The organism is Bradyrhizobium sp. LB13.1 (genome assembly GCF_054056815.1).
The window spans coordinates 1,421,864-1,448,039 of the sequence record NZ_JBSRYQ010000001.1 but is presented as its reverse complement, the minus strand read 5'-3'; the positions used below and the strand labels follow the sequence as shown (position 1 = coordinate 1,448,039).

The following is a 26,176-nucleotide window of genomic DNA, read 5'->3' as shown; positions in this document are numbered from 1 at the left end:
CGCGCTACTCCGCCATCCTGGGTTCGGTGATGCCGTCTTCGGCCGCGGCGCTCGCCGTCGTCGCAGCGGCGCGCTTTTCCTTCGACGAGTCCCACCATGCATTGAAGGTGCCGACGATGCCCTTCGGCAGCAGCAGCGTCACCAGGATGAACATCGCGCCCAGCATGAAGAGCCAGTAGGGCGCGAGCATGCCCGAGGTGAAGACCGTCTTGGCGTAGTTGACGACGACGGCGCCGAGCGCCGCGCCGACCAGCGTGCCGCGGCCGCCGACCGCGACCCAGATCACCGCCTCGATCGAATTGCCCGGCGCGAATTCGGACGGGTTGATGATGCCGACCTGCGGCACGTAGAGCGCACCGGCAACGCCGGCCATGCAGGCCGACAACGTGAACACGAACAGCTTGTAGGATTCGACCCGGTAGCCGAGGAACCGGCTGCGCGATTCCGCGTCGCGGATTGCGATCAGCACCTTGCCGAGCTTGGAGGACACGACGGAGCGGCAGATCAGGAAGCTCGCGATCAGCGCCAGGCAGCTCAGCGCGAACAGCGCTGCGCGGGTTCCTTCCGCCTGGACGTTGAAGCCCAGGATGTCCTTGAAGTCGGTCAGGCCGTTGTTGCCGCCGAAGCCGAAATCGTTGCGGAAGAAGGCGAGCAGCAGCGCGTAGGTCATCGCTTGCGTGATGATCGACAGATACACGCCGGTGACGCGCGAGCGGAAGGCGAGCCAGCCGAAACAGAAGGCGAGCAGTCCCGGCACGACCAGCACCATCAGGGCTGCGAACCAGAACATGTCGAAGCCTTGCCAGTACCAGGGCAGCTTCGAATAGTTCAGGAACACCATGAAGTCCGGCAGGATCGGGTTGCCGTAGACGCCGCGGCTGCCGATCTGGCGCATGAGGTACATGCCCATCGCATAGCCACCGAGCGAGAAGAAGGCGCCGTGACCGAGCGAGAGGATGCCGCAATAACCCCAGATCAGGTCAATCGAGAGCGCGAGAATTGCGTAGCAGACATATTTGCCCCAGAGCGCGACGAGATAGGTCGGCACCTGCAGGAACGAGCCCGCGGGCAGCAGCAGGTTGGAGAGCGGGATGAGGATGCCGCAGGCCGCGACGACGGCAAGGAAGATCGTCGCGCCGCGGTCCAGCGAGCGCGTCAGCATGTGAGGGGTCATGCTTCCACCGCACGGCCCTTGAGCGCGAACAGGCCGCGCGGCCGCTTTTGAATGAACAGGATGATGAGAACGAGGATTGCGATCTTGCCGAGCACGGCGCCGGCGACGGGCTCCAGGAATTTGTTGGCGATGCCGAGCGTGAAGGCGCCGACCAGCGTGCCCCAGAGATTGCCGACGCCGCCGAACACCACGACCATGAAGCTGTCGATGATGTAGCTCTGGCCGAGATTGGGGCTGACATTGTCGATCTGCGACAGCGCCACGCCGGCGATGCCGGCGATGCCCGAGCCGAGACCGAAGGTCAGCGCGTCGACCCGCGAGGTGGCGATGCCCATCGAAGCCGCCATGCGGCGGTTCTGCGTCACCGCGCGCATCTCGAGCCCGAGCGCCGTGTAGCGCAGCATCGCGAGCAGAATGACGAACACCGCAAGCGTGAAGACTAGGATCCAGAGCCGGTTATAGGTGATGGTGATCTGGCCGAGTTCGAACGCACCGCTCATCCAGGAGGGGTTGCCGACCTCGCGGTTGGTCGGACCGAACATGGTGCGCACCGCTTGCTGGAGCACCAGCGACAGGCCCCAGGTCGCCAGCAGCGTCTCCAGCGGACGGCCATAGAGGAAGCGGATGATGCTGCGCTCGATCAGCACGCCGAGGGCGCCGGCGACGATGAAGGCGAGCGGCACGGCGATCAGCAGCGAATAGTCGAACAGGCCGAGATAGCGGGTGCGGATCACGTCCTGCACCACGAAGGTGACGTAGGCGCCGATCATCACCATCTCGCCATGGGCCATGTTGATGACGCCCATCACGCCGAAGGTGATGGCGAGCCCGATCGCGGCGAGCAGCAGCACCGAGCCGAGCGAGAGGCCGTACCAAGCATTCTGCACGGTGGACCAGACCGCCAGCGAGCTCTGGATCGAGCCGATCGCGCTCGCGGCGGCCTTGGTCACCGAGGCCGGCTGGTCGCCCATGCCGGTGAGCAGCGCCAGCGCCTCCTGGTCACCGCGCGCCTTGAGGGTGGCGACGGCTTCGAGCTTCTCGACCTCGGCGGCATCAGGCTTGAACAGCAGGATGGCGGCGCGGGCGTCGCCGAGCGCAGACTTGACGGATTTGTTGGTTTCCTTGGCGAGCGCACCATCGACCGCCTCGAGCGCGGTTTCGTCGTGCGACTTGAACACGGATTGCGCAGCCTGGAGCCGCGTTCCGACATCCGGCGACTGCAGCGTCAGGCTGCCGATCGCAGCGTCGACGCTGCGGCGCAGGCGGTTGTTGAGACGCACTGCGCTCGCGCTGTCGGGAACGCTGGCGACGGATTCACCAGTCGCCGCGTCGATCGACTTGCCGTCGGCGCCGGTGACGTAAACCTTCTTGCTATCAGGATCGGCCATGAGGCGGCCGTCCTGGAGCGCGCTGATGATGGGAAAGGCCAGCTTGTTGCCGCTGCTCGCGACGGCGCCGATCGCTTCATCCGTGTCGGAAAAATCATCGTTGGCAAATTTGGCGACCGCATCCTCGAACGGACCGGCGAAGGCCGGCAGCGCGAACGCGATCAGGAACAACGAGAGCAGGAGCGAACAGAAACGGGCGGACAAATTGGCTGGCACTGTGAAAGACCCCGGCAGAATGGTGGAGAAGGCGGCGGGATCGCCGCCTTCTCCAATCGTGCAATGGAGCGTCAGATCCGGATCAGGAGCCCGAACCGAGGCACTTGTTGGTCTTGGTGTTGAAGTTGCCGCACTTCTTACCGACCCAGTCGCCGACCAGGTCCTTGGAGCCGTCGAGCTCCTTCGACCAGGCGTCGCCCGCGACAAGACCCGGGGTCTTCCACACCACGTCGAACTGGCCGTTGGCTTTGATTTCGCCAATGAACACCGGCTTGGTGATGTGATGGTTTGGAAGCATCTTGGAGGTGCCGCCGGTCAGGTTCTTGGCTTCGATGCCCGGGAGCGCATCGATCACCTTGTCCGGATCGGTCGACTTCACTTTCTCGACCGCCTTGACCCACATGTCGAAACCGATGACGTGCGCTTCCATCGGATCGTTGGTCACGCGCTTCGGATTCTTGGTATAGGTCTGCCACGCCTTGATGAACTTCTCGTTCTCCGGCGACTTGATCGACTGGAAGTAGTTCCAGGCGGCGAGATGGCCGAGCAGCGGCTTGGTGTCGATGCCGGCGAGTTCTTCCTCACCTACCGAGAACGCGACGACCGGGATGTCCTTTGCCTTGATGCCCTGGTTGCCGAGCTCCTTGTAGAACGGAACGTTGGCGTCGCCGTTGATGGTCGAGACCACCGCGGTCTTCTTGCCGGCCGAGCCGAACTTCTTGATGTCGGCCACGATCGTCTGCCAGTCGGAATGACCGAACGGCGTGTAGTTGATCATGATGTCTTCCTGGGCGACACCCTTGGACTTCAGATAGGCTTCCAGGATCTTGTTGGTGGTGCGCGGATAGACATAGTCGGTGCCCGCGAGCACCCAGCGCTTCACCTTCTCGTCCTTCATCAGATAGTCGACGGCGGGGATCGCCTGCTGGTTCGGCGCAGCACCAGTGTAGAACACGTTGCGCTCGCTCTCCTCGCCCTCGTACTGGACGGGGTAGAACAGGATGCTGTTCAGCTCCTTGAACACCGGGAGCACCGACTTGCGTGACACCGAGGTCCAGCAGCCGAACACGACCGCAACCTTGTCCTTGGTGATCAGCTCGCGCGCCTTCTCGGCGAACAGCGGCCAGTTCGAAGCGGGATCGACGACCACGGCTTCGAGCTTCTTGCCGTTCACGCCGCCCTTCTTGTTCTGCTCGTCGATCAGAAAGAGGATGGTATCCTTCAACGTGGTTTCGCTGATGGCCATGGTGCCGGAGAGGGAGTGAAGCACGCCGACCTTGATGGTGTCGTCAGCGGCCTTCGCACTGGAAATGGAAGCCAGACCGAGCATCAGTCCGGCGGTCACGGCGAGAACGCCACGGCGGCTAAATGACGCCGCTATATCGTGAGTGGATTTGCTATGCATGAGTGTCTCATCTCCCTGACGCAGACGTGAAAAACGCTGCGAAACGGCCCCACGGCCGCCTGCGATTAACGGATTCGCAAGAACCGTGCCATAGATTGGACACCGATCAAGTCATTGTTTTTGTTTGTAAAATTGCCTGAAAACGAAGTATCGCCACTATTCGCCAGCCCAAAATTTAGGCAATTCAAATGTATGCGAAAGCGGCAGGCAGGTTACTTTCTGAGCAGGCTGCGCACTCTGGCTAAATTTCCGGCATAACTATTTCTGCACCGCAATCGCCATTTGTGGCCCACGTGCCTTGAAAGCGCCCCCTCAATGTTCCATATAGTGGCTGAGGCCTCTTGCGAATCAAGAGACCGTTGCGAGCCGCGTGTTCTTAAGCCCTTTCGGGCGTCTGGCTTGCCCCATCTCACCAAGCCATCCGACACCCCAAACACGCAGGTGTCCCATTTGACACCCCTATTGCGCGTGCCCCGCTAACTGCGCCGGGCGCCTGCTTTCGACATGGAAAGAACCCCTCTTTTGACTTCCTTTCAGGATTTCGGCCTCGCCGAACCCATCGCACGTGCCCTCACCGAAGAGAACTACGTCACTCCCACCCCCATCCAGGCCCAGACGATCCCGACCGCGCTGACTGGCCGCGACGTGGTCGGCATCGCCCAGACGGGAACCGGCAAGACCGCGGCCTTCGCGCTGCCGATCCTGCACCGCCTGCTCGAGAACCGCATCAAGCCGCAGCCGAAGACGACCCGCGTCCTGGTGCTCTCGCCCACCCGCGAGCTGTCCGGCCAGATCCTCGACAGCTTCAACGCCTATGGCCGCCACATCCGCCTGTCTTCGACGCTCGCCATCGGCGGCGTGCCGATGGGCCGTCAGGTCCGCTCGCTGATGCAGGGCGTCGAGGTAGCTGGTCGCCACTCCCGGCCGCCTGCTTGACCTCGTGCAGAGCAACGGACTGAAGCTCGGCAGCGTCGAATTCCTCGTGCTCGACGAGGCCGACCGCATGCTCGACATGGGCTTCATCAACGACATCCGCAAAATCGTCGCCAAGCTGCCGATCAAGCGGCAGACGCTGTTCTTCTCGGCCACCATGCCGAAGGACATCGCCGAACTGGCCGACGCCATGCTGCGGGACCCGGCCCGCGTTGCGGTCACCCCGGTCTCCTCGACGGTGGAACGCATCCAGCAGCGCATCATCCAGGTCGACTTCTCTTCCAAGCCCGCCTTACTGGCCAAGCTGCTGAAGGACGAGCCGGTCAACCGGGCCCTGGTCTTCACACGCACCAAGCACGGCGCCGACAAGGTCGTAAAGACACTCGAGAAGGCGGGCATCCCCGCCAGCGCCATCCACGGTAACAAGTCGCAGAACCATCGCGAACGGACGCTTGCCCAGTTCCGCACCGGTGAAATCCGCACGCTGGTCGCCACCGATATCGCCGCTCGCGGCATCGATGTCGACGGCATCACCCACGTCATCAATTTTGACCTCCCCAACGTGCCCGAGACCTACGTGCACCGCATCGGCCGCACCGCGCGCGCCGGCGCCGAGGGCACCGCGATCTCGCTGGTCGCAGGCGGCGAGGAACTCGCCTATCTCCGCGACATCGAGCGGTTGATCAAAGTGACGCTGCCGCGCGAAGACCACCGCACCGACGCGGGCCGCCGCGATGCGGGTCCTCCCCCGTCCCAGCAGCGTCAAGGCCGGCCCAGCCGCCCAGGCCAGCGTCCGCAAGGCGCACGGAATGGCGACGGGCGGCGGGCCGACGAAAGGCATGCTGACGGTCGCCACCACAGTGCCGGCAAGCAGGGCGACGGACGGCCCGGCAGCGGCCCGAAGGCTTCGAAGCCATCACGTCACGGCCGCTCCGGCGGCAAGGCGCATTCTTCGCCAAACGGCCGTCCTGAACAGCGTTCCGCGCATAGCGCCGGGGCGTCTGATGGGATACAAGGCGTTGCCTTTTTGCGCCGCGAGAGTCGGCCGAACGGCCAACCGAGCCGCAAACCCCATTCGCACTAGCCGTCCACGACCTGGAGAAATTCATGGCTAAGGAAGAGCTGATCCAGTTCGAAGGACTGGTCACCGAAATCCTCCCCGACGCGCGCTACCGCGTGCAACTCGACGCCGGGCACGAGATCGTCGCCTACACCGCCGGCAAGATGAAGAAAAACCGCATCAAGACGCTGGCGGGCGACCGCGTGACGGTGGAGATGTCGCCCTATGACCTCGAAAAGGGCCGGCTGATTTTCCGCCACAAGGATGAACGCCCGAGCGGCATGGGCGGACCTCCGCGTCCCGGGCAGCGCGGTGGCCAGTTCCGCCGCCGCTAACAGGGTCAGCGCGCGAGCGCGGACCCAAAATCTCGACCTGTATGCTGATCCGCCGTGACCGTCACGGCGGATCAAAAAAACGTGCATGCAGGATTGTTATGCGGCCTTGTTTCCAGTAAAAACAGCTCATCGATTTTCGGCCGGACGACATTGGCATCCACCGGTACAGCCGGTTCAGACACGCTGACGACCCTTCCAAAATTCGATCTAACCTGTCCGCGCAAGCGGGCTCTTACATTGTGTTATCTGAGAAGGGACTACCCCCATGAGCATGGGAACCGTGAAGTGGTTTAACGCGACCAAGGGCTTCGGCTTCATCCAGCCCGACGACGGCGGCCAGGACGTGTTCGTCCACATCAGCGCCGTCGAGCGCGCTGGCCTCGGCACGCTGAACGAAGGCCAGAAGATCTCCTACGAGATCGTGGCCGACCGCCGTTCCGGCAAGTCGGCGGCGGACAACCTCCGCTCCGCCGGCTGAGCTAGCGCTTAGGGCCCGATCGGCTCAAGCGAACAAGTAAAGGAAAGGCCGGGCGCAACGCCCGGCCTTTTTTTCATTACAGGCAGGACGACGGTACACCGTTGTAAGGAACGCAGGTGACCTGGCGCGGCCGCGTGTAGGAGACATCGGCCAGCGTTACGCCCGACTTCAACACGTAGCCCACCGAAGGTGTGTAAAGGTAGCTCACCTCGCTGAGAATGAGGTAAGTCGACGGGACCAAGAGCGTCGGGGGGATCATCGACGTGACAATGTCGCCTTTCTTGTGGGCCGAGACCGTCAGCGTCGCCTGCGTTGCACCGCTCGCAATGGTGCCGCCCGTGCTCCAGTCAACCGTGGCAATGCTGTTCTTATCGATATGGATCTGCGAGATCGCGCCCTTCACGAGCGTAGCGTCGTAAGGCATGATCACCGATATGCTTGCCGTGAACGTGTCCTGCATGTTGCTATCGGCGAGCGTCGTTGACTGCGACGTCAAATCGGACAGAGTCCGTGCAATCATCGTGACTTTGCTTTTGATGGCCACGGCCGATGAAAATTCGACGGTGCCGAAGAACATCGCCAGCATCAGCGGCACGATGGACCGCGAATTCAGTCGCCGCAACCGCGCGCCCGTCGGCGACGAAGTCCCGCACGCAGCTACGGGCTTTTCTCCAGATATTCGCAATCATCTGCATCGGTCCGCTCGGATCCATCTGTCTCAGAAGGGTTCATTCTTGAAGGCCGCTGTCGCCACCAGCAGCCGCTTGTTGCTGCAGCCCATGTTGAAGCCGAGCCCGGTGACGAAGAGCGGCCACTGATAGAACAGCCGCACCACGACGACCTGGCCAGCGGTCCCGGCACCGTACTGCACGCCGGTTGGGTTGAAGCTGCAGGAATCGCCATAGCTGGTGAGGCTCAGCGATCCGAAGCTGTTCGTGCTCACGACGTCGACGTAGAGCTTGGCGCAATCGAACAGCGCCGGGATCTGGTTACAAACGTAAGTCTTGAACGTCGTTTGCGAGCAGGGTGTGCTCACGCCGGATACCGCGCAGGCCGTCACTGAACCGGATTGCGCCTGACCGGTCAGCAACACGCGCGCGGAATTCTGCGCGACGGTCTCGAGCACCTGGCTCGCGAAGAACATCAGCGCCGACTCGATGATGGCGAACAGCAGCGCGAAGAAAACCGGCGCGACGAGCGCGAACTCGACGGCTGCCGAGCCACGGCGGCTGCCGCGAAACCGGCGTAATGCGGCGAGGAGCGTGAACCTCTTAGGCGCGGGCGATGGCATCAAATTCCCCAGCAGCGGCGATCATCTGCCCCATTCAGTAGCGGAAACTGATTGTTTAAGTGTTCAGGCGATCCGCACTCGGCGGCCCGGGCCGTTAAAGGTGCGTTAACCGCGAACGACCCGAGGCTCGGAGAGAGGACCTCACTCGCACGCGCGTGTCCGAGCGGGACGATCTTGCCCGGGCACGCCCGCTAATCGGTCTTGCTAGCTCGTTTGCTAATTCGTCTTGCTAGTTCGTCTTGGCGCCCGCACCGGCGCTGCCGCTGGCCGTGCTGCTCAACGAACCGGCCTGGCTCATCGTGTTGTTGAAGTAGACGTCGCTGTCGCCGAGCGTCACGCGACGCTGGCAAAGCGGCGCGCAGCTGTAGGACTCGCGCTCGATCCCGCGATAGACGGTGACGAGCCGGTCGCTCGGACCTTCGACCTGGATCTGGCGGTCGACCAGGATCTCGCCGCCCCGGTCGAGCGCGATGAAATTGGTGGCGCCATAGCCCTTTCCGGTCACGACGATCATGCCGCCGGGCTGGAGCGTGACGTCGGCGATCATGGGATTGCCGACCACGATGGTCGCCACCTTGCCGGGCAGCCGCACCAGCTTGGCCTGGTCGACATTGACGGCGATCGTATCGGCGGTCGGCTCGGCAAGTCCGGCAGCCGGCGATGCCAGCACCGCGGCCGCAACCAGAAGACAGACGCGCGCATGACGGCGCAGCAGTTGTTTACGCATACTCTTACCCCCGGGACGTCACAAACCGGCAGAAGCGATCAGATAGCAGCGGAGCCGGTGCCCGACGCGGCTAACCTGCCCTCAATTCGTGAACGTTCCGCAAATTCGCCGACTATTGTTTAAACGGACTGGCGTTTTGCGGCCCTCGAGGACCCTAGTGGCGGAACGGATAGGCAAGCTGCCCTCCGATCTCCTTCGGCATGGTGGCTTCGTCCTTGCCGTAATCCTGCGGCAGTTCCCCCGCGGGCATGCGGAAGGTGCCGAACAGCACGTCCCAGATCGGGAACGTGCCGGCAAAATTGGTGTCGCCGCCCTCTTCGAGAGAGGTGTGATGCCAGCGGTGGAACACCGGCGTCGCCAGCAGATATTTGAACGGCCCGAAGGTCCAGTTCAGGTTGGCGTGCACGAAGGCCGAATGGAAGGTCGTGAACGGGGCGACCCAGATCATGACGTTCGGGGAGATGCCGGCCATCAGCAGCACGACGTCGACCCCGATCGTGCCGAGCATGAGATTGACGGGATGGAAGCGGGCCGCCGAAATCCAGCTTATCTCCCCCGAGGAGTGATGGATCGCGTGGTACTTCCAGAACCCGCCGCCGTGGAACAACCGGTGCAGCCAGTACAGCATGAAATCGGACAGGACCAGGAACAGCACGGCCTGGACCCAGAGCGGCAATAGCGACAGCGGGCCGTGGCCATTGTCGTAAAAGGCGATGAGCTCGTCGGCATCGTGGATGTTGAAGACGAAGCTGGCGCCGACGATCAGAAGTCCGATCCGCATGACGCGTGCGAACACCGGAACGAAGAACCAGTAGCAGATATCCGTAACGATCTCCCGCTTGCGCCACCACGGCACGCCGGGATTGCAGGCCCAGAAATACTCGAGCACGGTGAAGACCATCGCCAGCGCAAAGGTCGTGGGGACCACTTTCGCGATGGTCTCGCCGAGCATCAGGGCGACTTGCATGGGCAGGCTCGACATCATCGTCTCTCTTGCGAATTGCTGGTCCCGCCTACGCGTACTCCCCTAAATTTAAGGGACGGTGAAGCCGGCACTGCGCTTGCTGCACATCCGCTTCCGGGGCGAATTGCAGCTGCCGCCTTAAGGTGAAATTCACTCTGGCCAGCGGGAAGCGGGTTTGCCCGATCGAATTAACTCTACCGAAAGAGCTCGGATCTCATGGTCAGCGCGTCAAGCACAGCGCCGAACGAGGCGATCCCACCCCAGATGGAGTTATGTTCATGAAGAACCTGATTGCGCGTTTCGCGAAAGATGAATCCGGCGCCACCGCCATCGAATACGGCCTGATCGCCGCCGGCATCGCGCTGGCCATCATCACCGTCGTCAACAATCTCGGCAGCACGCTGAACACCAAGTTCACCTCGATCAGCACCTCGCTGAAGTAAGCGACCGACGAACGACGGCAAATGCCCCGGACCTCCGGGGCCTTTGTTTTCTAAGACGGTGAGTTCCAGTGGCGTTGCGCAAGTACAGAACCGATGCCGCGGTCGCGGCGAACGAGGCGGAGACGGCGCAGACCGGCTCGCCGGCCTATTGGATCTGCCTTGCGCTGCTGCTTGCGACGACCGCGCTCGCCGCGCGCATCGCCAGTCTCTGGTGAGCACGCGTTCGGCGGGTTGCACCCTTCGGGACCGCGGCCGCCGTTGTCGGTTTGTTTAGCACTGCCGGCTAGCATCCGGCGACGCCAGCTCCGCGCCAAAACCCCAGGCCTCAAGACGCAGCCATGATCCTCGACCTTGCGCGCCTTCTGCTCTTCCCTGCCCTGATGGCGTTTGCGGCCGCGAGCGATCTCTTCACGATGACGATCTCGAACCGCGTGTCGCTGGCGCTGGTCGCCGGCTTTTTCGCGCTCGCTCTCGCCGGTGGCATGGCACCTTACGAGATACTGAACCATGTCGGCGCCGGCGCGCTTCTCCTGGTCGTGGCCTTCACCTGTTTTGCGATGGGCTGGATGGGAGGCGGCGACGCCAAGGTCGCCGCGTCGGTCGCGCTCTGGTTCGGCTTCGCGCAATTGATGGATTTTCTGCTCTACGCTTCGCTGTTCGGCGGAGCGCTGACCTTGCTCCTGCTCCAGTTCCGGCAATGGCCATTGCCCTACGGGCTCGCGGGCCAGGCCTGGCTGGCGCGGCTGCACGACAAGGAAAGCGGCATCCCTTACGGCATCGCGCTCACGCTCGGCGCGCTGATGATCTACCCGGAGACCGAATGGGTGAAGGCGATCGACCTCGCTCACCTCGCATTGCGCTGAACGCATCGGGTAAACCCGGCGTCAAGGCGATTTAGATACGCCTCATTAACCATGCTTTGACGAATAGCTGGTCAACTGCCGATTACAGCGACGGCAGCGTCGCGGCGTTTGGTGGAAAGTGAAGCGTATGAATAGGGCACGCATTGTCGTCCTGACGGTTGCCATTTGCGCCGGCGGTGTCGCCGCGTACTTGGCGAGCGGCACGGACAATTCTGCGCCGCCTCCGGCTCCGGTCGCGCAGCTTCCGACGGTCGACGTCCTGGTGGCCAAGAACGACATCGGCCTCGGCCAGACCGTCAAACCGGAGGATGTGCAGTGGCAGACCTGGCCGACCGCGACCGCCAGCGCCACCTTTATCCGCCGCAATGAGCGCCCTGAGGCGGTAACCCAGGTCACCGGCTCGATCGCACGCGCTCCCTTCATCCAGGGTGAGCCGATGCGCGACCAGAAGCTGGTCAAGGCCGAAGGCTCCGGCTTCATGGCGGCAATCCTGCCCACCGGCATGCGCGCAATCTCGACCGAGATCTCGCCGGAGACCGGCGCAGGCGGCTTCATCCTGCCCAACGATCGTGTCGACGTGCTTCTGACTCGCCGTCTCAAGAACCCGGACCAGAACAACGGCGCGCCCGATGTCGTCACGTCCGAGATCATCCTGGCCAATGTCCGCGTCCTGGCCATCGACCAGGCACCCAAGGAGAAGGACGGTCAGAACGCGGTGGTCGGCAAGACCGTCACCCTCGAGCTCAACCCCGCGCAGACTGCGACACTCTCCGCCGCGCGCCAGAGCGGCACGCTGTCGCTGGCGCTTGCGCAGCATCGTCGACGTCAAGATGAGTGAGATCACGCTCGATGAATCTGCGCAGAAGCGCGACGGCGTTTCCATCATTCGCTATGGCATCCCAAGCTCGACGGCGAAGGCACGATGAGGACTGTCGATATGGAATGCAGGGCAGATTTGACGACGATGCGAACCTCAATGGTCCGCGCCCTGTCGTTTTCGGCTGCCGTTGCGCTCGCGCTCAACCCGGTGCTGACCCCCGCGGTCGCTGCCGACTATCGCCCTGCGGCGCAGGCCGCGGCCGACGGTCAGATGAACGCGCGCTTCCTCTCGCTGGGCATCGGCAAGTCGATCGTGATCGACCTGCCGCGCGACATCAAGGACGTGCTGGTCGCTGATCCCAAGATCGCCAATGCGGTCGTTCGCTCGGCGCAACGCGCCTACATCATCGGCGCCGCGATCGGCCAGACCAACATCGTGTTCTTCGATTCCGCCGGCCAGCAGATCGCGGCCTATGACATCGCGGTCAAGCGCGACCTCAACGGCGTGCGCGCCGCGCTGAAGCAGGTCCTGCCCAATTCAGACATCCAGATCGACGGGCTAGGTGACGGCATCATCCTGACCGGCTCGGCGGCGAACCCGGCCGAAGCCCAGCAGGCCAACGATCTCGCCTCGCGCCTCGCGGGCGGCCCTGAGAAGGTCGTGAACTCGATCGTGGTCCGCGGCCGCGACCAGGTCATGTTGAAGGTGACGGTCGCGGAAGTCGCGCGCAGCATTGTCAAGCAGCTCGGCATCGACCTCACGGCCAACCTCAACTACGGCACCTCCGTCGTCAGCTTCACCAACGCCAATCCGTTCACGGCGCTCGGCCACAACCTCGTCGACGGCAACAACCTGACCACCAAGTTCGGCGCGACCCCGTCGGTGCAGGCCACCCTGCGTGCGATGGAAACCGCGGGCGTGATCCGGACGCTGGCCGAACCGAACCTGACCGCGATCTCCGGTGAATCGGCAACTTTCATCGCCGGCGGTGAATTCCCGGTGCCTGCGGGCTATGCGTGCGACCCAACCACGCATGTCTGTACCACCCAGATCAGCTTCAAGAAGTTCGGCATCTCGCTCAACTTCACACCGGTCGTTCTCAGCGAGGGCAAGATCAGCCTGCGGGTGATGACCGAGGTCTCTGAGCTCTCAAACGAAAATGCGATCACGCTGTCCCAGGCCGTGACCTCGACGTCGGTCAACTCGCTGACGGTGCCCTCGATCAAGACCCGCCGCGCCGAGACCTCGCTGGAAATTCCCTCCGGCGGCGCGATGGCGATGGCCGGCCTGATCCAGCAGCAGACCAAGCAGGCGGTCAGCGGACTGCCGGGCCTGATGCAGCTTCCGATCCTCGGCACGCTGTTCCGCAGCCGCGACTTCGTCAACAACGCGACCGAGCTGGTCGTGATCGTGACGCCCTATATCGTTCGCGCCGTTGCGCAAAAGGACCTGTCGCGGCCGGATGATGGCTTCTCCGCGCCTGCGGATCCGCAAGCCGAGCTGCTCGGCAACATCAACCGCATCTACGGTGTGCCCGGTCGGACCGAACCGGCCAAAAGCTACCGCGGCACCTACGGCTTCATCACCGACTGAGGCGGAACGGGGACTTCATGAAGATCACAAGACCACCCCAGCTTCGCAGTCGCGCCATCCGCCTCGGTGGCGCGCTCGTCGGCATGGCGCTCGCCCTTGGCGGCTGCCAGCACGACGAAGCGGTCACGGGCTCGATTCCCGACGACTACAAGCAGCGCCATCCGATCGCGATCGAGGAGCAGAACCGCTCCATCGTCGTTTTCGTCGGCCATGCCCGCGGCGGATTGACCGCCGCCCAGCGCGCCGACGTGATGGGCGTCGCGTCGGCCTGGCTGCACGAAGGCACCGGCGCCATCCGGATCGACGTGCCGTCCGGCACGCCCAACGCGCGTCCAGTCGCGGAGACAATGCGTGAAATCCAGGCGATGCTGTCGGCAGCGGGCGTTCCGCCGCGCGGCGTCAACGCGCGTCCTTACCAGCCGGAAGACAAGCGTTTCCTGCCGCCGATCCGGCTCACCTATTCCAAGATCGCCGCGGTCGCAGGTCCCTGCGGCCTGTGGCCGGAGGACATCGGCCCCTCAATGAAGAACAAGAGCTGGTTCGAGAACAAGGACTACTACAATTATGGCTGCGCCTATCAGCGCAACCTCGCGGCGATGGTCGACAATCCATCGGATCTCGAGCAGCCGCGGCCGGAAACGCCGTCTTACACGGCGCGGCGCACTGCCGCGTTCGAGAAGTATCGCAAGGGATTGGCGACGGGCATCGCCTATCCTGACGCCGACAAAGCCAAACTCAGCGACACCGGCAGATGATCAACTACGCTCGCCAGCCTCAAGAAGAGCAGTCTGAGGCATCTCTCCCCCCGATCGAGGAGCATATTGCGCCTGCGCCGCGCGTTTCCGTGCAGGCCTTCTGCGAGACCGTGGAAACGGCGGCCGCTGTGCAGTCGGCTGGCGAGGATCGCCGTCTCGGCAAGGCCCATCTTAAGATCCAGATGGGCGGTATGGCGGCTGCGGTCGAAGCCTACCGCTCAGCGCCCACGCCGAACGTGATCGTGCTCGAAAGCGATGGCCGCAGCGACATCCTGGGCGGGCTCGACCATCTCGCGACCGTCTGCGACGCCGGCACCCGCGTGGTCGTGATCGGCCGCATCAACGACGTCACGCTCTACCGCGAGCTGGTGCGCCGCGGCGTCAGCGACTACGTGCTTGCGCCAGTCGGCCCGATCGACGTCGTGCGCTCGATCTGCAACCTGTTCTCGGCGCCGGAAGCCAAGGCGGTCGGCCGTATCATCGCTGTGGTCGGCGCCAAGGGCGGCGTCGGCGCTTCGACCATCTCTCACAACGTCGCCTGGGCGATCGCACGCGATCTCGCGATGGACGCGGTCGTCGCCGACCTCGACCTCGCCTTCGGCACCGCCGGGCTCGACTACAACCAGGACCCGCCGCAGGGCATTGCCGACGCCGTGTTCTCGCCCGATCGCGTCGATACCGCCTTCATTGACCGCCTGCTGTCGAAATGCACCGACCACCTCAGTCTGCTGGCGGCGCCGGCGACGCTCGACCGGGTCTATGATTTCGGCACCGACGCCTTCGATGCCGTGTTCGACACGCTGCGCTCCACCATGCCCTGCATCGTGCTCGACGTTCCGCACCAATGGTCGGGCTGGACCAAGCGCGCCTTGATCGGAGCGGACGACATCCTGATCGTAGCAGCGCCCGACCTCGCCAATTTACGCAACACCAAGAACCTATTCGATCTCCTGAAGGCCGCGCGGCCCAACGACAGACCGCCGCTCTACTGCCTGAACCAGGTCGGCGTCCCGAAACGGCCCGAAATCGCCGCGGCGGAGTTCGCCAAGGCGATCGAGAGCAAGCCGGTCGTCTCGATCGCGTTCGAGCCGCAGATCTTCGGCTCGGCGGCCAATAACGGCCAGATGATCGCGGAGATCTCGGCCAACCACAAGTCAATCGAGATGTTCCTTCAGATCGCCCAGCGCCTGACCGGCCGCAGCGAGACGAAGAAGCAAAAATCGTCGTTGCTTTCACCCCTGATTGAGAAGTTGCGGGGAAAATAGCCCCGCATGGAGTTGTTAAGTGTTCGGTAAGCGTAGCGGAACAGACACCGATACTCGGGCCCCGAAGCCCGGCGCCGTGGCGTCAGAGCCTGCCCAGGCTTCGGCGCCCGCCGTGTCGCGCGCGCCGCCGCCGGCGGTCGCCTCGCCGCCGCTTGCCCCGGCGAAGCCTGCGCCGACCATGGAAGCCCGCCGCTCCGACAATTACTACGAGGTCAAGGCGACCATCTTCGGCGCGCTGATCGAAGCCATTGACCTCGCCCAGCTCGCCAAGCTCGATTCGGAGTCCGCGCGCGAGGAAATCCGCGACATCGTCAACGAGATCATCGCGATCAAGAACATCGTGATGTCGATCGCTGAGCAGGAAGAGTTGCTCGATGACATCTGCAATGACGTCCTCGGCTACGGTCCGCTGGAGCCGCTGTTGTCGCGCGACGACATCGCCGATATCATGGTCAACGGTGCCAATACCGTCTACATCGAGGTCAACGGCAAGATCCAGCGCACCGGCATCCGCTTCCGCGACAACCAGCAGCTGCTCAACATCTGTCAGCGCATCGTCAGCCAGGTCGGCCGGCGCGTCGACGAATCTTCGCCGATCTGCGACGCGCGCCTGGCCGACGGCTCCCGCGTCAACGCCATCGTACCGCCGCTGTCGATCGACGGCCCCACGCTCACCATCCGCAAATTCAAGAAGGACAAGCTGACGCTCGATCAGCTCGTCAAGTTCGGCGCGATCTCGCCGGAAGGCGCTGAAATCCTCCAGATCATCGGCCGCGTCCGCTGCAACGTGCTGATCTCCGGCGGTACCGGCTCGGGCAAGACCACGCTGCTCAACTGCCTGACCAACTACATCGAGCACGACGAGCGCGTCATTACTTGCGAAGACGCCGCCGAACTCCAGCTCCAGCAGCCGCACGTGGTGCGGCTGGAAACCCGGCCGCCCAACATCGAGGGCGAAGGCCAGGTCACCATGCGCGAGCTCGTGCGCAACTGCCTGCGTATGCGTCCCGAGCGCATCATCGTCGGCGAGGTCCGTGGACCCGAAGCTTTCGACCTGCTTCAGGCCATGAACACCGGCCATGACGGCTCGATGGGCACGCTGCACGCCAACAATCCCCGCGAAGCGCTGTCACGCTGCGAATCCATGATCACGATGGGCGGCTTTTCGCTTCCATCGCGAACAATCCGCGAGATGATTTGCGCTTCGATCGACGTCATCGTCCAGGCCGCGCGTCTGCGCGACGGCTCACGCCGCATCACCCACATCACCGAGGTGATGGGCATGGAAGGCGACACCATCATCACCCAGGACGTCTTCCTCTACGACATGGTCGGCGAGGATGCCAACGGCAAGATCATCGGCCGGCATCGCTCGACCGGCATCGGCCGCCCGAAGTTCTGGGAACGCGCCCGCTATTACGGCGAAGAGAAGCGCCTTGCCGCGGCACTCGACGCCGCAGAAGTGGCGCCCCCGACGTGAGGAAGTCAGCACGGCCATGAACATGCAGGTCCTCGCCCTCGCCTTCCTCGCTACCGCCGCCGTCGGCGGCCTCGCCTGGGTCTTCCTCTATCCAATGCTGTCCGGGGAACGGAAGGCGGAGAGCCGCCGCGCCTCGATCGCGCGCGCCGAGGTGCCCACGGCCCGCGCGGCCGAGAAGACGCAACGCTCGCGTCGCGAGCAGGTCGAGACCTCGCTCAAGGATCTCGAGGCGCGGCGCCAGCAGGAGAAGAGCGTACCGCTCAGTGTTCGCCTGTCGCAGGCCGGCCTCGACTGGGCGCCGCAGAAATTCTGGATCGTCTCCGCCGTCGTGGCGGGCGTGCTGTTCGCAGCCGCCCTGTTCATCGGCGGCGGCCTGCTCGGCGCCGCCGGCCTCGCCTTTGCCGGCGGCCTCGGTCTGCCGCGCTGGGGGCTGGGCTTTCTGAAGAATCGCCGCGAAGCCAAGTTCCTGAAGGCGCTGCCCGACGCCGTCGACGTCATCGTCCGCGGCATCAAGGCGGGCCTGCCGCTGTTCGAATCGATCAAGGTCGTCGCCGCCGACGCGCCCGAGCCGCTGCGCAGCGAGTTTCTGTCCATCATCGAGACCCAGGCGGTCGGCATGCCGCTCGGCGAGGCCTGCACGCGGCTCTACGATCGCATGCCGCTGCCCGAGGCCAACTTCTTCGGCATCGTCATCTCGATCCAGCAAAAGTCGGGCGGAAACCTCTCCGAAGCGCTCGGCAACCTCTCCAAGGTGCTGCGCGACCGCAAGAAGATGAAAGAGAAGATCCAGGCGATGTCGATGGAAGCCAAGGCCTCGGCCGGCATCATCGGCTCGCTGCCGCCGATCGTGATGTTCCTCGTCTATCTCACGACGCCGCAATACATCTCGACGCTTTGGACCCATCCCACAGGCCAGCTCATGCTGGTCGGCTGCGTCGTCTGGATGTCGGTCGGCATCATGGTGATGAAGAAGATGATCAACTTCGACTTCTGATGGTGCCTTATGGTAGAGTTCCTCGTTTCGAAACTTCACGACGTCCACTTCATGACGATGATGCTGGCGGCCGTCGCCGCCAGCGCCACCGTCTATTCGCTGGTGATGCCGCTGTTCGCCGGCGAAGGCCTTGCCAAGCGCATGAAGGCGGTGGCGAACGAACGTGAGCGCATCCGGCAGCGCGAGCGCGAGCGCCTTCACAAGAGCGAAAAGGTCTCGCTGCGCCAGACGCCGAAGCAACTCGTCTCGAAAGTCGTCGATGACTTCAACCTGACCAAATGGCTCGCGCAGGAAGCTGCGCGGGACAAACTCATCATGGCGGGCTATCGCGGCCAGGCGCCCTACATCACTTTCCTGTTCGCCCGCCTGGTGGCCCCGATCGTGTTGTTCGTCGGCTCGGTCGTCTACGTGTTCCTGATCGCGCATATGGAGCAGTCGATGCCGATCAAAATCGGCATCTGCGTCGGTGCGGCCTATCTCGGCCTTCAGGCGCCGATGCTCTTCCTGAGGAACGCGATCTCCAAGCGACAACTCTCGATCAAGCGCGCCTTCCCCGATGCGCTCGACCTGCTCCTGATCTGCATCGAATCCGGCATGTCGGTCGAGATGGCGTTCCGGAAGGTCGCGGTCGAAATCGTGGGCCAGTCGATCGCGCTGTCGGAGGAGTTCACCCTGACCACGGCCGAGCTGTCCTATTTGCAGGACCGCAAGGTCGCCTATGAGAACCTCGCGCGCCGCACCGGGCTCGAGGGCGTCAAGTCGGTATGCCTCGCGCTCCAGCAGGCGGAGCGTTACGGCACCCCGCTCGGCCACTCCTTGCGGGTGATGGCGCAGGAAAACCGCGACATGCGCATGAACGAAGCCGAGAAGAAGGCCGCCGCCCTGCCGCCGAAGCTGACGGTGCCGATGATCCTGTTCTTCCTGCCTGTGCTGTTCGTCGTCATTCTCGGACCGACCGGCATCAAGATCTCCGCGATGCAATGACGCAAGACGCGGACCGCGCGGTCCACGGTTGTCTTCAGCATTGGAAAATCACGTCTGATCAGTCGGGCTGCCCGAGCGAGGCGACCGGAGTCCGCTTCGGGGCCCCGCGCGGGGCGGCGCTGCGGGTCAGCATTTCCTTGAGATAGGCGACATTGGCCGCGGCCTGGTCCGGCGGCAGGTCCGCCTTCACGATGGTCTCGGCTTCGGCGAAGCGGCCCTGGAGACCGACGACCAGACCGAGATTCTGCCGCACCCGCGTGCTTGCGCGCGGCGAGGCGTAGGCCTGTCGCAGCGCGTCTTCGGCCTTCGGCAGGTCTCTTGACAACATGTAGGACAGGCCGAGATTGGAGAGCACGCCGGCATCGCCCGGCGCGATCTTCAGCGCGCTCGCATAATAGGAGCGCGCTTCCTCGTGACGACCCATCTGATCGAGCGCGGTACCCTGCACCGAGAGCAGGCGCCAATCCGGGTTGTCGGGCGAATGCGCCTTCGACAGCACGTCGAAGGCCTGCTGGAAATTTCCGTTGTCGGAGAGCGCGCGACCGTATTGGGCCATCAGCGCCTTGTTGCCGGGATTGGCGATGGTCGCCTGCTCGAGCACGGCGGCGGCCTGGGCGCGCTGGCCGTTGGCGCGCAAGGCCTGGCCGTAGGCGAGCGCCGCCTCGGCGTCCTTGGGATTGGCACGGTAGCGCTCGCCATAGACTTCAGCGGCGCGCGCGGGATCGGTGGGAGCGGCTTCCGCCCGCGGCCCGATCGAGCCCGTGACGTCGGAGAGTTTCGACATGGCCGTGCAGCCGCCGAGGCCCATGGCCACCGCCGCGACCAGCGAGGTAGACGCAAGAAGCCGGGCAAGACTGAACCGTTCGAGACTGAACCGCTGACGCATGACGCTTTGACTCTCGAGCCGATTGATCGAGCCGAACGCGCCAGCAATAGACTGTTAACCCTAACGGCCGGTTAACGCTCCCGACCCGCCTGTCACTGCGGCGTCTGCGGCGGCACCTTGCCGCCGAGACCCGGATCGAGGCCGAGCGCCTTCGCCTGCTCGTTCAGGCCCCGCAGCAATTGCAGTCGTTGCTGCGCCTCGACCTCGACATCGATGCCCGGGCGCGTCACCCTCGGCAATTCGCGGCGAAGATCGTCGCGATTGACCAGACGCATCGCGCGGAGGTCGTCAAGCTGAAAATCGTCGATGCCGAGCACATTGGCCGATTGCTCGACCAATCGGCGCGGCACCGATGTCACCACGGACGCCGCCTCGACGTCATGCTTGCACGCAGACCTCGGGAACTTGCTTTCGAGATCGGCCCAGGCGTGAGAGGTGACGAGATAGACGTGGAGCAAATTGGCCCAATCCACCTCCCGTCGGCATAGAAGGCGCGGCGCAGCAGGAGCCGGCGGGCAAATGCTGTAACCTCATCCCGTTTCAGCGCCGTGCATGCGTCGATCTCGATGGCCGACTGGACGGCCGGGTCACGGGAAAAATCCCGCCCTGCCGGCAGCTTGACGACGCCGTGCGGCAGGTTCGAATCGAGCGGCCTGAAGACTCCGTCGTTGCGTGATCGTGAGTAGCGGGCGATCGCGAAGCGATACTCCATACGGCCGGCATGGGACATCGGGCCGAAATGGATGACGTTGAAGCCGGCATCGTCACCGGCCTGCCCGGTCGATGACGGACAGGACAAGACGTAGATCGTGCGCCACAATGCTTCACCGCTCTCGCTCGACGTGGCACGCGGATCGGGGATCGAATAACGTGTCAGCCCCTCGACATGCCGGTGCCCGTGCAGAACCAGATCGACATTGAGCGACGTCGCCGCTTCGAGGAAGGTCGCGGGCGCGGCGAGATACATCAGCGGCTCGTCGGGCACGCCGAGAAATCGCTTCCCCTCTCCGGTTGCCTGCGGTAGCGGATGATGGTGCAGCGCCAGCACACGCACTAGGTTTTCCGCCGGCTCGGCATAATCGGCGCGGCCGGCCGACCTAAGGCTGTCCGCAAGCTCGACGCTCAGCCGCGCGGAATCCGCAACCATGGCGTTATAGGCGCCCTCGTCCAATTTGCCGCTCGCGAGTGTCGTAATGCTGGCGCGGTTGGAATCGAGCAGCACCAGATCGAGGCCGGCCTGGCGGTAGTAGACGCTCTTCGAGGTGCGTGGCAGATGCAGGTAATCATAGACGTCGTGGCGGCCTGCACGCTGGCTCGGGCGCTTCACGTCGTGATTGCCGGCAATCGCCTGGATGTCGGTGAACAGCCCGGTCTGCCGGAAGGACGCAATGACGGCCAGTGCCTCGTCGAGCGAACGCGGCGTCGGGTCGTCCACCAGATCGCCCGTGATCATCAGGATGCGATCAGGAATCTCCGCGAAGTCCGCCATCCTCTCGCGAATTGCGGCATTGAGCGTCTCGATCGTCGCAAGCAGCCGACCCGTCCCGTCCAGATGCAGGTCGGAGATGTGTACAATAACAAACGATCTATCCATTTTGCGCCGCTTGTTTGCAAATGCTGCGCCGCCCAAAAGGTAAGAGAAATGCCTTCGCCGATCAGGTTCAGTCCGGTTTCAACCCGGGCCGTGATGAGCCAGGTGAGAATAAACTCTCGCTAGGTGCAGAACCGCACGACACAATCTAAAATATTTATCGATAATGCCACAACCGCAGCGCTAGTAAAGCCCTTGCGGCCACACTCGCGTGAACGGCAGTTCTCAGCATGAGATACGAGCCCTATCCGACGATGGTTTCGCTCGCCCGATCAATATTCGATGGCCATCCGCTTGCGGATTTCGTCGATGCGCTTGTCGAGCGCATCGAACCGCGCGTGAACGGAGCGGTCGTGGAGATAGAAGACGTAACCGCCGGCAAGGAATGCGAAGATCCAATGATGATGCTCGACATAACCGAAAATCGCCTCGACGGCCTGGCCCACGAATGTGACCACGCTCCACACAAATTCCATTGCATTCCTCCCGGCCGGCTTGGTCGTCGGCCGCCGGATATCTCCACACCTGACGGCCGTTGCCGGAACGTAGCATGGCCCTCCTGCTGCGAGTAGCGGATCGCCGAATGGTGAGCGCAAAGCTGATTGCAGCGGCGGCGAAACTCTGCGAAATCTCGTCCGTTCGTATGACCCGCTCGATCTGACGATCCGGACCCGCCAATGCCTTCTGTCTTCGAGACGTCGCCCTCCGCCATCCCGATCACCTTCGTCACCAAGTCGAGCTGGGATCAGGTCGCCGAGACGTTGCCGCCGGCGCAACGCCGGTTCGCCACCGCGAGCGCTTTTATCGCAAAGCCGGGCGGCTACCTCGCGCTGCCCGCGCCCGACGGTACGATCGCGCAAGTGCTGTTCGGCCTCGAGGACGAAGGTGCAAAAGCGCGCGACCTGTTCCGGCCGGGCTCCCTGCCCGGCCTGTTGCCCCCGGGCATCTATCGCTTCGCCAATGCACCGCACGATGCACGGCTCGCCGCAGTCGCCTTCGCGCTCGGCAGTTATCGCTTCGCCCGGTACCGCAAGGCGGACCGCCCCGAGGTCCGCCTCGTGCCGCCCGACGGCGTCGACGCGGCCGAGATCAACCGCATGGCGGACGCTGCGACGCTGGCGCGCGACCTCATCAACACGCCGGCCAATGACATGGGGCCGGAGGAGCTGGCCACAGCCGCGCAAGATCTCGCCGCCGAATTCGGTGCAAGCTTTGCCTGCACCATCGGCGAGGACTTGAAGACGAATTTTCCGCTCATCCACGCCGTTGGCATGGCCTCGGACCGCGCGCCGCGGCTGATCGACATCGGCTGGGGAGACCCGGCTCATCCCAAGGTGACGCTGGTCGGCAAGGGCGTCTGCTTCGACACCGGCGGACTCGATTTGAAGCCATCGAGCGGCATGCTGATCATGAAGAAGGACATGGGCGGCGCCGCCAACGTGCTGGCGCTGGCGCGCATGGTGATGGATGCGAAGCTCAAGGTCCGCCTGCGCGTGCTGGTTCCGGCCGTGGAGAACGCGGTCTCCAGCAACGCTTTCCGCCCGCTCGACATCTTCACCTCGCGCAAGGGCATCACGGTCGAGATCGGCAATACCGACGCAGAGGGCCGCCTCGTGCTCGCCGACGCGCTGGCGCTGGCCGACGAAGAAAAGCCGGACCTGCTGATTGATCTCGGCACGTTGACGGGAGCGGCACGCGTCGCTCTGGGCCCTGATTTACCGCCCTTTTACACCAATGATGAGACGCTTGCCGCCGACGTCGCACGATGTGCGGTGAAGGAGAACGATCCGTTGTGGCGCATGCCGCTGTGGCCGCCTTACGATGCGTGGCTGGACTCCAAGACGGCCACCATCACCAACGCACCGTCCGGCGGCTTTGCCGGCTCGATCATTTGCGCGCTGTTCCTGCAACGCTTCGTCGAGCAGGCCAGGAGCTGGCTGCATGTCGACATCTACGGTTGGACGCCGTCGGCGAAGCCCGCGCGCCCCGAGGGCGGCGAATGCCAGGCCGCGCGCGCGATCTACACATTGCTGAGCGAGCGCTATGCATGATCCGCGACTGACACCAATGCGGGGCGACCTCGCCGCGAAATATCTCGAAGGCAAGGTGCAGGCCGATCGCTTCGTCACGGGCGAGGAATACGAGATAGTCGAGGCGATCGCCCCCGTGCGCCAGCAGCCGTCGTCGAACGCGATGCTGATGACACAAGCGCTACGCGGCGAACGCGTCACGGTCTACGATCGCGACGGCGAAGGCTGGGCCTGGGGTCAGCTTTCCGGTGACGGCTATGTCGGCTGGCTGCCGGATGCAGCGCTCATGAAACCCTCGTCCGCCCCGACCCACATGGTCGGTGCGCTACGAACCTTTGCCTTCCCCGGTCCCTCGATCAAGCTGCCGCCGGCAGACACGCTGGTGATGGGATCGAAGATCGCGGTCGCGCGCGAGGACGGCAGCTTCGCCGTGACGCGCGACGGACAATATCTGCCCAAGGCTCATCTCGTCCCGCTGGAACATCGCGAGTCGGATTTCGTCACAGCCGCCGAGCGTTTCGTCGGCACGCCCTATCTCTGGGGCGGCAAAAGCAGTTTTGGCATCGATTGCTCGGGCCTCGTTCAGGTCTCGCTGACATCAGCGGGCATCGGCTGCCCGCGCGACAGCGACATGCAGCAGGCCGGCCTCGGCCGCGCGCTGGAGCCGCATGAGCTGAGCAAGCTGCAACGCGGCGATCTCATTTTTTGGAAGGGCCATGTCGCCATCGTTCGCGACGGCGCCACCATGGTCCACGCCAACGCGCATCACATGGCAACGGTGATCGAGCCGATCGAGCCGGCAATCGCAAGGATCAAGCAAGCTGGCAGCGAGATCACCGCGATCAAGCGGCTCTGACGGACGCTACGTCGCCGCCGACCCGTTCCCCGCCGTCTCCAGCCGAAACGCCGCCGCAAACAGCGCGCGGGTGTAATCCGTTTTCGGGCTCTTGAAGAGTTCAGAAGCCTGGCCTTCCTCGACCACCTTGCCGCCACGCATCACGATCAGATGGCTGGCGAGCGAGGCAACGACGCGCAGATCGTGCGAGATGAACATGTAGGTGAGATCGCGCCTGCGCTGCAACTCACGCAGCAGATCGACCATCTGCGCTTGAATCAGCATGTCGAGCGCGCTGGTCGGCTCGTCCAGCACGACGAAATCCGGCTCCAGCACCACGGCGCGCGCGATCGAGATGCGCTGGCGCTGGCCGCCGGAGAATTCATGGGGATAGCGGTGGCGAGTGTCTGCCTCCAGCCCGACGTCCTCGAGCGCCTTGACGACGCGCACCTCACGCTCCTCGTGCGAGAGCTTCGGCTGATGCACGGAGAGACCTTCGGCGACGATATCGGCAACCGACATACGCGGGCTGAGCGAGCCGAACGGATCCTGAAACACGATCTGCATGTCGCGCCGGATGGGCCGCATCTCCTTGAAGCGCAGACCCTGGATATCCTTTCCCAGGAACACGATGCGTCCGTTCGAGGAGATCAGCCGCATCAATGCCAGTCCCAGCGTGGTCTTGCCCGAGCCGGACTCGCCGACAACGCCAAGCGTCTCGCCCTTGCGCACGGCGATGCTGACGCCGTCGACCGCCTTGATGTGACCGACCGTCTTGCGCATCAACCCCCGCTTGATCGGAAACCAGACTTTCAGGTCGTCGGCCGACATCACCACCGGCGCATCCGGCTGCGGCGGCGCTGGATCCGGCTTCGGTTCGGCGGCAAGCAGGTCGCGCGTATAGGGATGCTTCGGGCTTTTGAAGACCTGCTCGACCGGCCCCTGCTCGACGATCTCGCCGCCCTTCATGACGCAGACCTGGTCGGCGATGCGGCGCACGATGCCGAGATCGTGGGTGATGAAGAGCAGGCTCATGCCGAGCCGACCGCGGATCTCTGCGAGCAGCGTCAGGATCTGCGCCTGCACGGTGACGTCGAGCGCCGTGGTCGGCTCGTCCGCGATCAGGAGGTCCGGCTCGTTGGCGAGCGCCATCGCGATCATGACGCGCTGGCGCTGGCCGCCGGAGAGCTGGTGCGGATAGCTCTTCAGCCGCGTTTCAGGCTCGGGAATGCCGACCTGCGTCAGCAGCTCCAGCGTCCGCCTGCGCACCTCGGCATTGCTGGTCGGGTTATGGAGCTGGATGATCTCGCCAATCTGCGACTCGATCGTGTGCAGCGGATTGAGCGAGGTCATCGGCTCCTGGAAGATGATGGAGATGTCGCTGCCGCGAATCCCGCGCATCTCCCGCTCCGACTGGTCGATCAGCTCGCGTCCCTTGAAGCGGATGCTGCCCGAGGGATGCGAGGCATTCGGATAGGGCAACAGCTTGAGGATCGAGAGCGCGCTGACCGACTTGCCGGAGCCGGACTCGCCGACCAGTGCGACGCACTCGCCGCGCTTGATCTGGAACGAGACCTTGTCGACCGCGAGCGTGGTGGCGCCGCCCTGGTGGAAGGCCACCGAGAGGTCGCGCACGGCAAGCAGGGGCTGGTTGATCGCGTCCATT

25 protein-coding genes and 2 pseudogenes are annotated in these 26,176 nt (G+C 63.9%); 15 read left to right on the top strand and 12 right to left on the bottom strand.

Annotated features, from left to right (window positions below; translation table 11 throughout):
- Positions 1 to 4: 4 nt before the first annotated feature.
- From urtC to urtA, 3 genes are all read right to left on the bottom strand, one after another.
- Positions 5 to 1,174 carry an urea ABC transporter permease subunit UrtC gene (gene urtC, locus ACVWYI_RS06745; RefSeq protein ID WP_247343811.1) on the bottom strand — a complete coding sequence of 390 codons (1,170 nt, stop codon included), beginning with the start codon at positions 1,172 to 1,174 and terminating at the stop codon, positions 5 to 7.
- Positions 1,171 to 2,778 (bottom strand): urea ABC transporter permease subunit UrtB, encoded by a 1,608-nt coding sequence (gene urtB, locus ACVWYI_RS06740; RefSeq protein WP_456661558.1) that lies wholly within the window; start codon positions 2,776 to 2,778, stop codon positions 1,171 to 1,173. Before urtB ends, urtC begins: the two co-directional genes overlap by 4 nt.
- 82 nt (positions 2,779 to 2,860) lie before the next feature.
- Positions 2,861 to 4,183 (bottom strand): urea ABC transporter substrate-binding protein, encoded by a 1,323-nt coding sequence (gene urtA, locus ACVWYI_RS06735; protein WP_456661557.1) that lies wholly within the window; start codon positions 4,181 to 4,183, stop codon positions 2,861 to 2,863.
- A gap of 504 nt (positions 4,184 to 4,687) precedes the next feature.
- Here urtA and ACVWYI_RS06730 point away from each other — a divergent pair.
- The 3 genes and pseudogenes from ACVWYI_RS06730 to ACVWYI_RS06720 all read left to right on the top strand — a co-directional run bounded on the left by ACVWYI_RS06730 (position 4,688) and on the right by ACVWYI_RS06720 (position 6,989).
- Positions 4,688 to 6,200, top strand: a pseudogene (locus tag ACVWYI_RS06730) (DEAD/DEAH box helicase).
- A 23-nt stretch (positions 6,201 to 6,223) separates the two neighbouring features.
- Positions 6,224 to 6,511, top strand: a complete 288-nt coding sequence (gene infA / locus ACVWYI_RS06725; RefSeq protein ID WP_007599789.1) for a translation initiation factor IF-1 — start codon at positions 6,224 to 6,226, stop codon at positions 6,509 to 6,511.
- 265 nt (positions 6,512 to 6,776) lie between these two features.
- Entirely contained in the window at positions 6,777 to 6,989 is a 213-nt protein-coding gene (locus tag ACVWYI_RS06720; protein WP_247320093.1) for a cold-shock protein, read from the top strand.
- Between the two features lie 76 nt (positions 6,990 to 7,065).
- Here the strand turns inward: ACVWYI_RS06720 and ACVWYI_RS06715 are convergent, their stop codons facing one another.
- The 4 genes from ACVWYI_RS06715 to ACVWYI_RS06700 form a co-directional block, all read right to left on the bottom strand.
- Entirely contained in the window at positions 7,066 to 7,584 is a 519-nt protein-coding gene (locus ACVWYI_RS06715; RefSeq protein ID WP_456661556.1) for a TadE/TadG family type IV pilus assembly protein, read from the bottom strand.
- Between the two features lie 123 nt (positions 7,585 to 7,707).
- Positions 7,708 to 8,280, bottom strand: coding sequence for a TadE/TadG family type IV pilus assembly protein (locus tag ACVWYI_RS06710; protein WP_247343827.1), 573 nt, complete (start codon positions 8,278 to 8,280; stop codon positions 7,708 to 7,710).
- A 229-nt stretch (positions 8,281 to 8,509) separates the two neighbouring features.
- Positions 8,510 to 9,007, bottom strand: coding sequence for a pilus assembly protein N-terminal domain-containing protein (locus ACVWYI_RS06705; RefSeq protein ID WP_247343830.1), 498 nt, complete (start codon positions 9,005 to 9,007; stop codon positions 8,510 to 8,512).
- Positions 9,008 to 9,161: 154 nt separating this feature from the next.
- Positions 9,162 to 9,989: a sterol desaturase family protein gene (locus ACVWYI_RS06700; protein ID WP_456661555.1), complete on the bottom strand. Its 828-nt coding sequence runs from the start codon at positions 9,987 to 9,989 to the stop codon at positions 9,162 to 9,164.
- A gap of 260 nt (positions 9,990 to 10,249) precedes the next feature.
- On the opposite strand from ACVWYI_RS06700, the gene ACVWYI_RS06695 reads away from it, so the two are divergent.
- The 10 genes and pseudogenes from ACVWYI_RS06695 (at position 10,250) to ACVWYI_RS06650 (ending at position 19,168) form a co-directional block, all read left to right on the top strand.
- Positions 10,250 to 10,414 carry a Flp family type IVb pilin gene (locus ACVWYI_RS06695; RefSeq protein ID WP_011084259.1) on the top strand — a complete coding sequence of 55 codons (165 nt, stop codon included), beginning with the start codon at positions 10,250 to 10,252 and terminating at the stop codon, positions 10,412 to 10,414.
- A 68-nt stretch (positions 10,415 to 10,482) separates the two neighbouring features.
- Positions 10,483 to 10,629: a hypothetical protein gene (locus tag ACVWYI_RS06690; protein ID WP_247343835.1), complete on the top strand. Its 147-nt coding sequence runs from the start codon at positions 10,483 to 10,485 to the stop codon at positions 10,627 to 10,629.
- A 123-nt stretch (positions 10,630 to 10,752) separates the two neighbouring features.
- On the top strand, positions 10,753 to 11,277 hold the full coding sequence (locus ACVWYI_RS06685) for an A24 family peptidase (protein ID WP_456661554.1): 525 nt from the start codon (positions 10,753 to 10,755) through the stop codon (positions 11,275 to 11,277).
- A gap of 127 nt (positions 11,278 to 11,404) precedes the next feature.
- A pseudogene (cpaB, locus tag ACVWYI_RS06680) lies at positions 11,405 to 12,203 on the top strand (Flp pilus assembly protein CpaB).
- Between the two features lie 11 nt (positions 12,204 to 12,214).
- Entirely contained in the window at positions 12,215 to 13,690 is a 1,476-nt protein-coding gene (locus ACVWYI_RS06675; RefSeq protein ID WP_247344340.1) for a type II and III secretion system protein family protein, read from the top strand.
- A 17-nt stretch (positions 13,691 to 13,707) separates the two neighbouring features.
- Positions 13,708 to 14,445, top strand: a complete 738-nt coding sequence (locus tag ACVWYI_RS06670; protein ID WP_456661553.1) for a CpaD family pilus assembly protein — start codon at positions 13,708 to 13,710, stop codon at positions 14,443 to 14,445.
- On the top strand, positions 14,442 to 15,710 hold the full coding sequence (locus ACVWYI_RS06665; protein ID WP_456661552.1) for an AAA family ATPase: 1,269 nt from the start codon (positions 14,442 to 14,444) through the stop codon (positions 15,708 to 15,710). Before ACVWYI_RS06670 ends, ACVWYI_RS06665 begins: the two co-directional genes overlap by 4 nt.
- Before the next feature lie 19 nt (positions 15,711 to 15,729).
- Complete coding sequence (locus tag ACVWYI_RS06660; RefSeq protein WP_247446285.1) at positions 15,730 to 17,190, top strand: CpaF family protein; 1,461 nt, start codon at positions 15,730 to 15,732, stop codon at positions 17,188 to 17,190.
- A gap of 16 nt (positions 17,191 to 17,206) precedes the next feature.
- Complete coding sequence (locus ACVWYI_RS06655; protein ID WP_354103057.1) at positions 17,207 to 18,184, top strand: type II secretion system F family protein; 978 nt, start codon at positions 17,207 to 17,209, stop codon at positions 18,182 to 18,184.
- A gap of 9 nt (positions 18,185 to 18,193) precedes the next feature.
- Positions 18,194 to 19,168, top strand: a complete 975-nt coding sequence (locus tag ACVWYI_RS06650) for a type II secretion system F family protein (protein WP_247343853.1) — start codon at positions 18,194 to 18,196, stop codon at positions 19,166 to 19,168.
- Positions 19,169 to 19,226: 58 nt separating this feature from the next.
- Here the strand turns inward: ACVWYI_RS06650 and ACVWYI_RS06645 are convergent, their stop codons facing one another.
- The 4 genes from ACVWYI_RS06645 to ACVWYI_RS06630 form a co-directional block, all read right to left on the bottom strand.
- Positions 19,227 to 20,054 (bottom strand): tetratricopeptide repeat protein, encoded by an 828-nt coding sequence (locus tag ACVWYI_RS06645; protein WP_247446282.1) that lies wholly within the window; start codon positions 20,052 to 20,054, stop codon positions 19,227 to 19,229.
- Positions 20,055 to 20,146: 92 nt separating this feature from the next.
- On the bottom strand, positions 20,147 to 20,404 hold the full coding sequence (locus ACVWYI_RS06640) for a hypothetical protein (protein ID WP_456661551.1): 258 nt from the start codon (positions 20,402 to 20,404) through the stop codon (positions 20,147 to 20,149).
- 5 nt (positions 20,405 to 20,409) lie between these two features.
- Positions 20,410 to 21,648 carry a metallophosphoesterase family protein gene (locus ACVWYI_RS06635; protein ID WP_456661550.1) on the bottom strand — a complete coding sequence of 413 codons (1,239 nt, stop codon included), beginning with the start codon at positions 21,646 to 21,648 and terminating at the stop codon, positions 20,410 to 20,412.
- A 269-nt stretch (positions 21,649 to 21,917) separates the two neighbouring features.
- Complete coding sequence (locus tag ACVWYI_RS06630) at positions 21,918 to 22,121, bottom strand: hypothetical protein (protein ID WP_456661549.1); 204 nt, start codon at positions 22,119 to 22,121, stop codon at positions 21,918 to 21,920.
- Between the two features lie 201 nt (positions 22,122 to 22,322).
- Here ACVWYI_RS06630 and ACVWYI_RS06625 point away from each other — a divergent pair, with 201 nt between their 5' ends.
- Together ACVWYI_RS06625 and ACVWYI_RS06620 are read left to right on the top strand one after the other, a co-directional pair.
- Positions 22,323 to 23,696 (top strand): leucyl aminopeptidase family protein, encoded by a 1,374-nt coding sequence (locus tag ACVWYI_RS06625; protein ID WP_456661548.1) that lies wholly within the window; start codon positions 22,323 to 22,325, stop codon positions 23,694 to 23,696.
- Complete coding sequence (locus ACVWYI_RS06620) at positions 23,689 to 24,531, top strand: C40 family peptidase (RefSeq protein ID WP_456651629.1); 843 nt, start codon at positions 23,689 to 23,691, stop codon at positions 24,529 to 24,531. Before ACVWYI_RS06625 ends, ACVWYI_RS06620 begins: the two co-directional genes overlap by 8 nt.
- A 6-nt stretch (positions 24,532 to 24,537) precedes the next feature.
- Here ACVWYI_RS06620 and ACVWYI_RS06615 read toward each other — a convergent pair whose 3' ends face one another.
- Complete coding sequence (locus ACVWYI_RS06615) at positions 24,538 to 26,175, bottom strand: ABC transporter ATP-binding protein (RefSeq protein ID WP_456661547.1); 1,638 nt, start codon at positions 26,173 to 26,175, stop codon at positions 24,538 to 24,540.
- Position 26,176 lies beyond the last annotated feature (1 nt).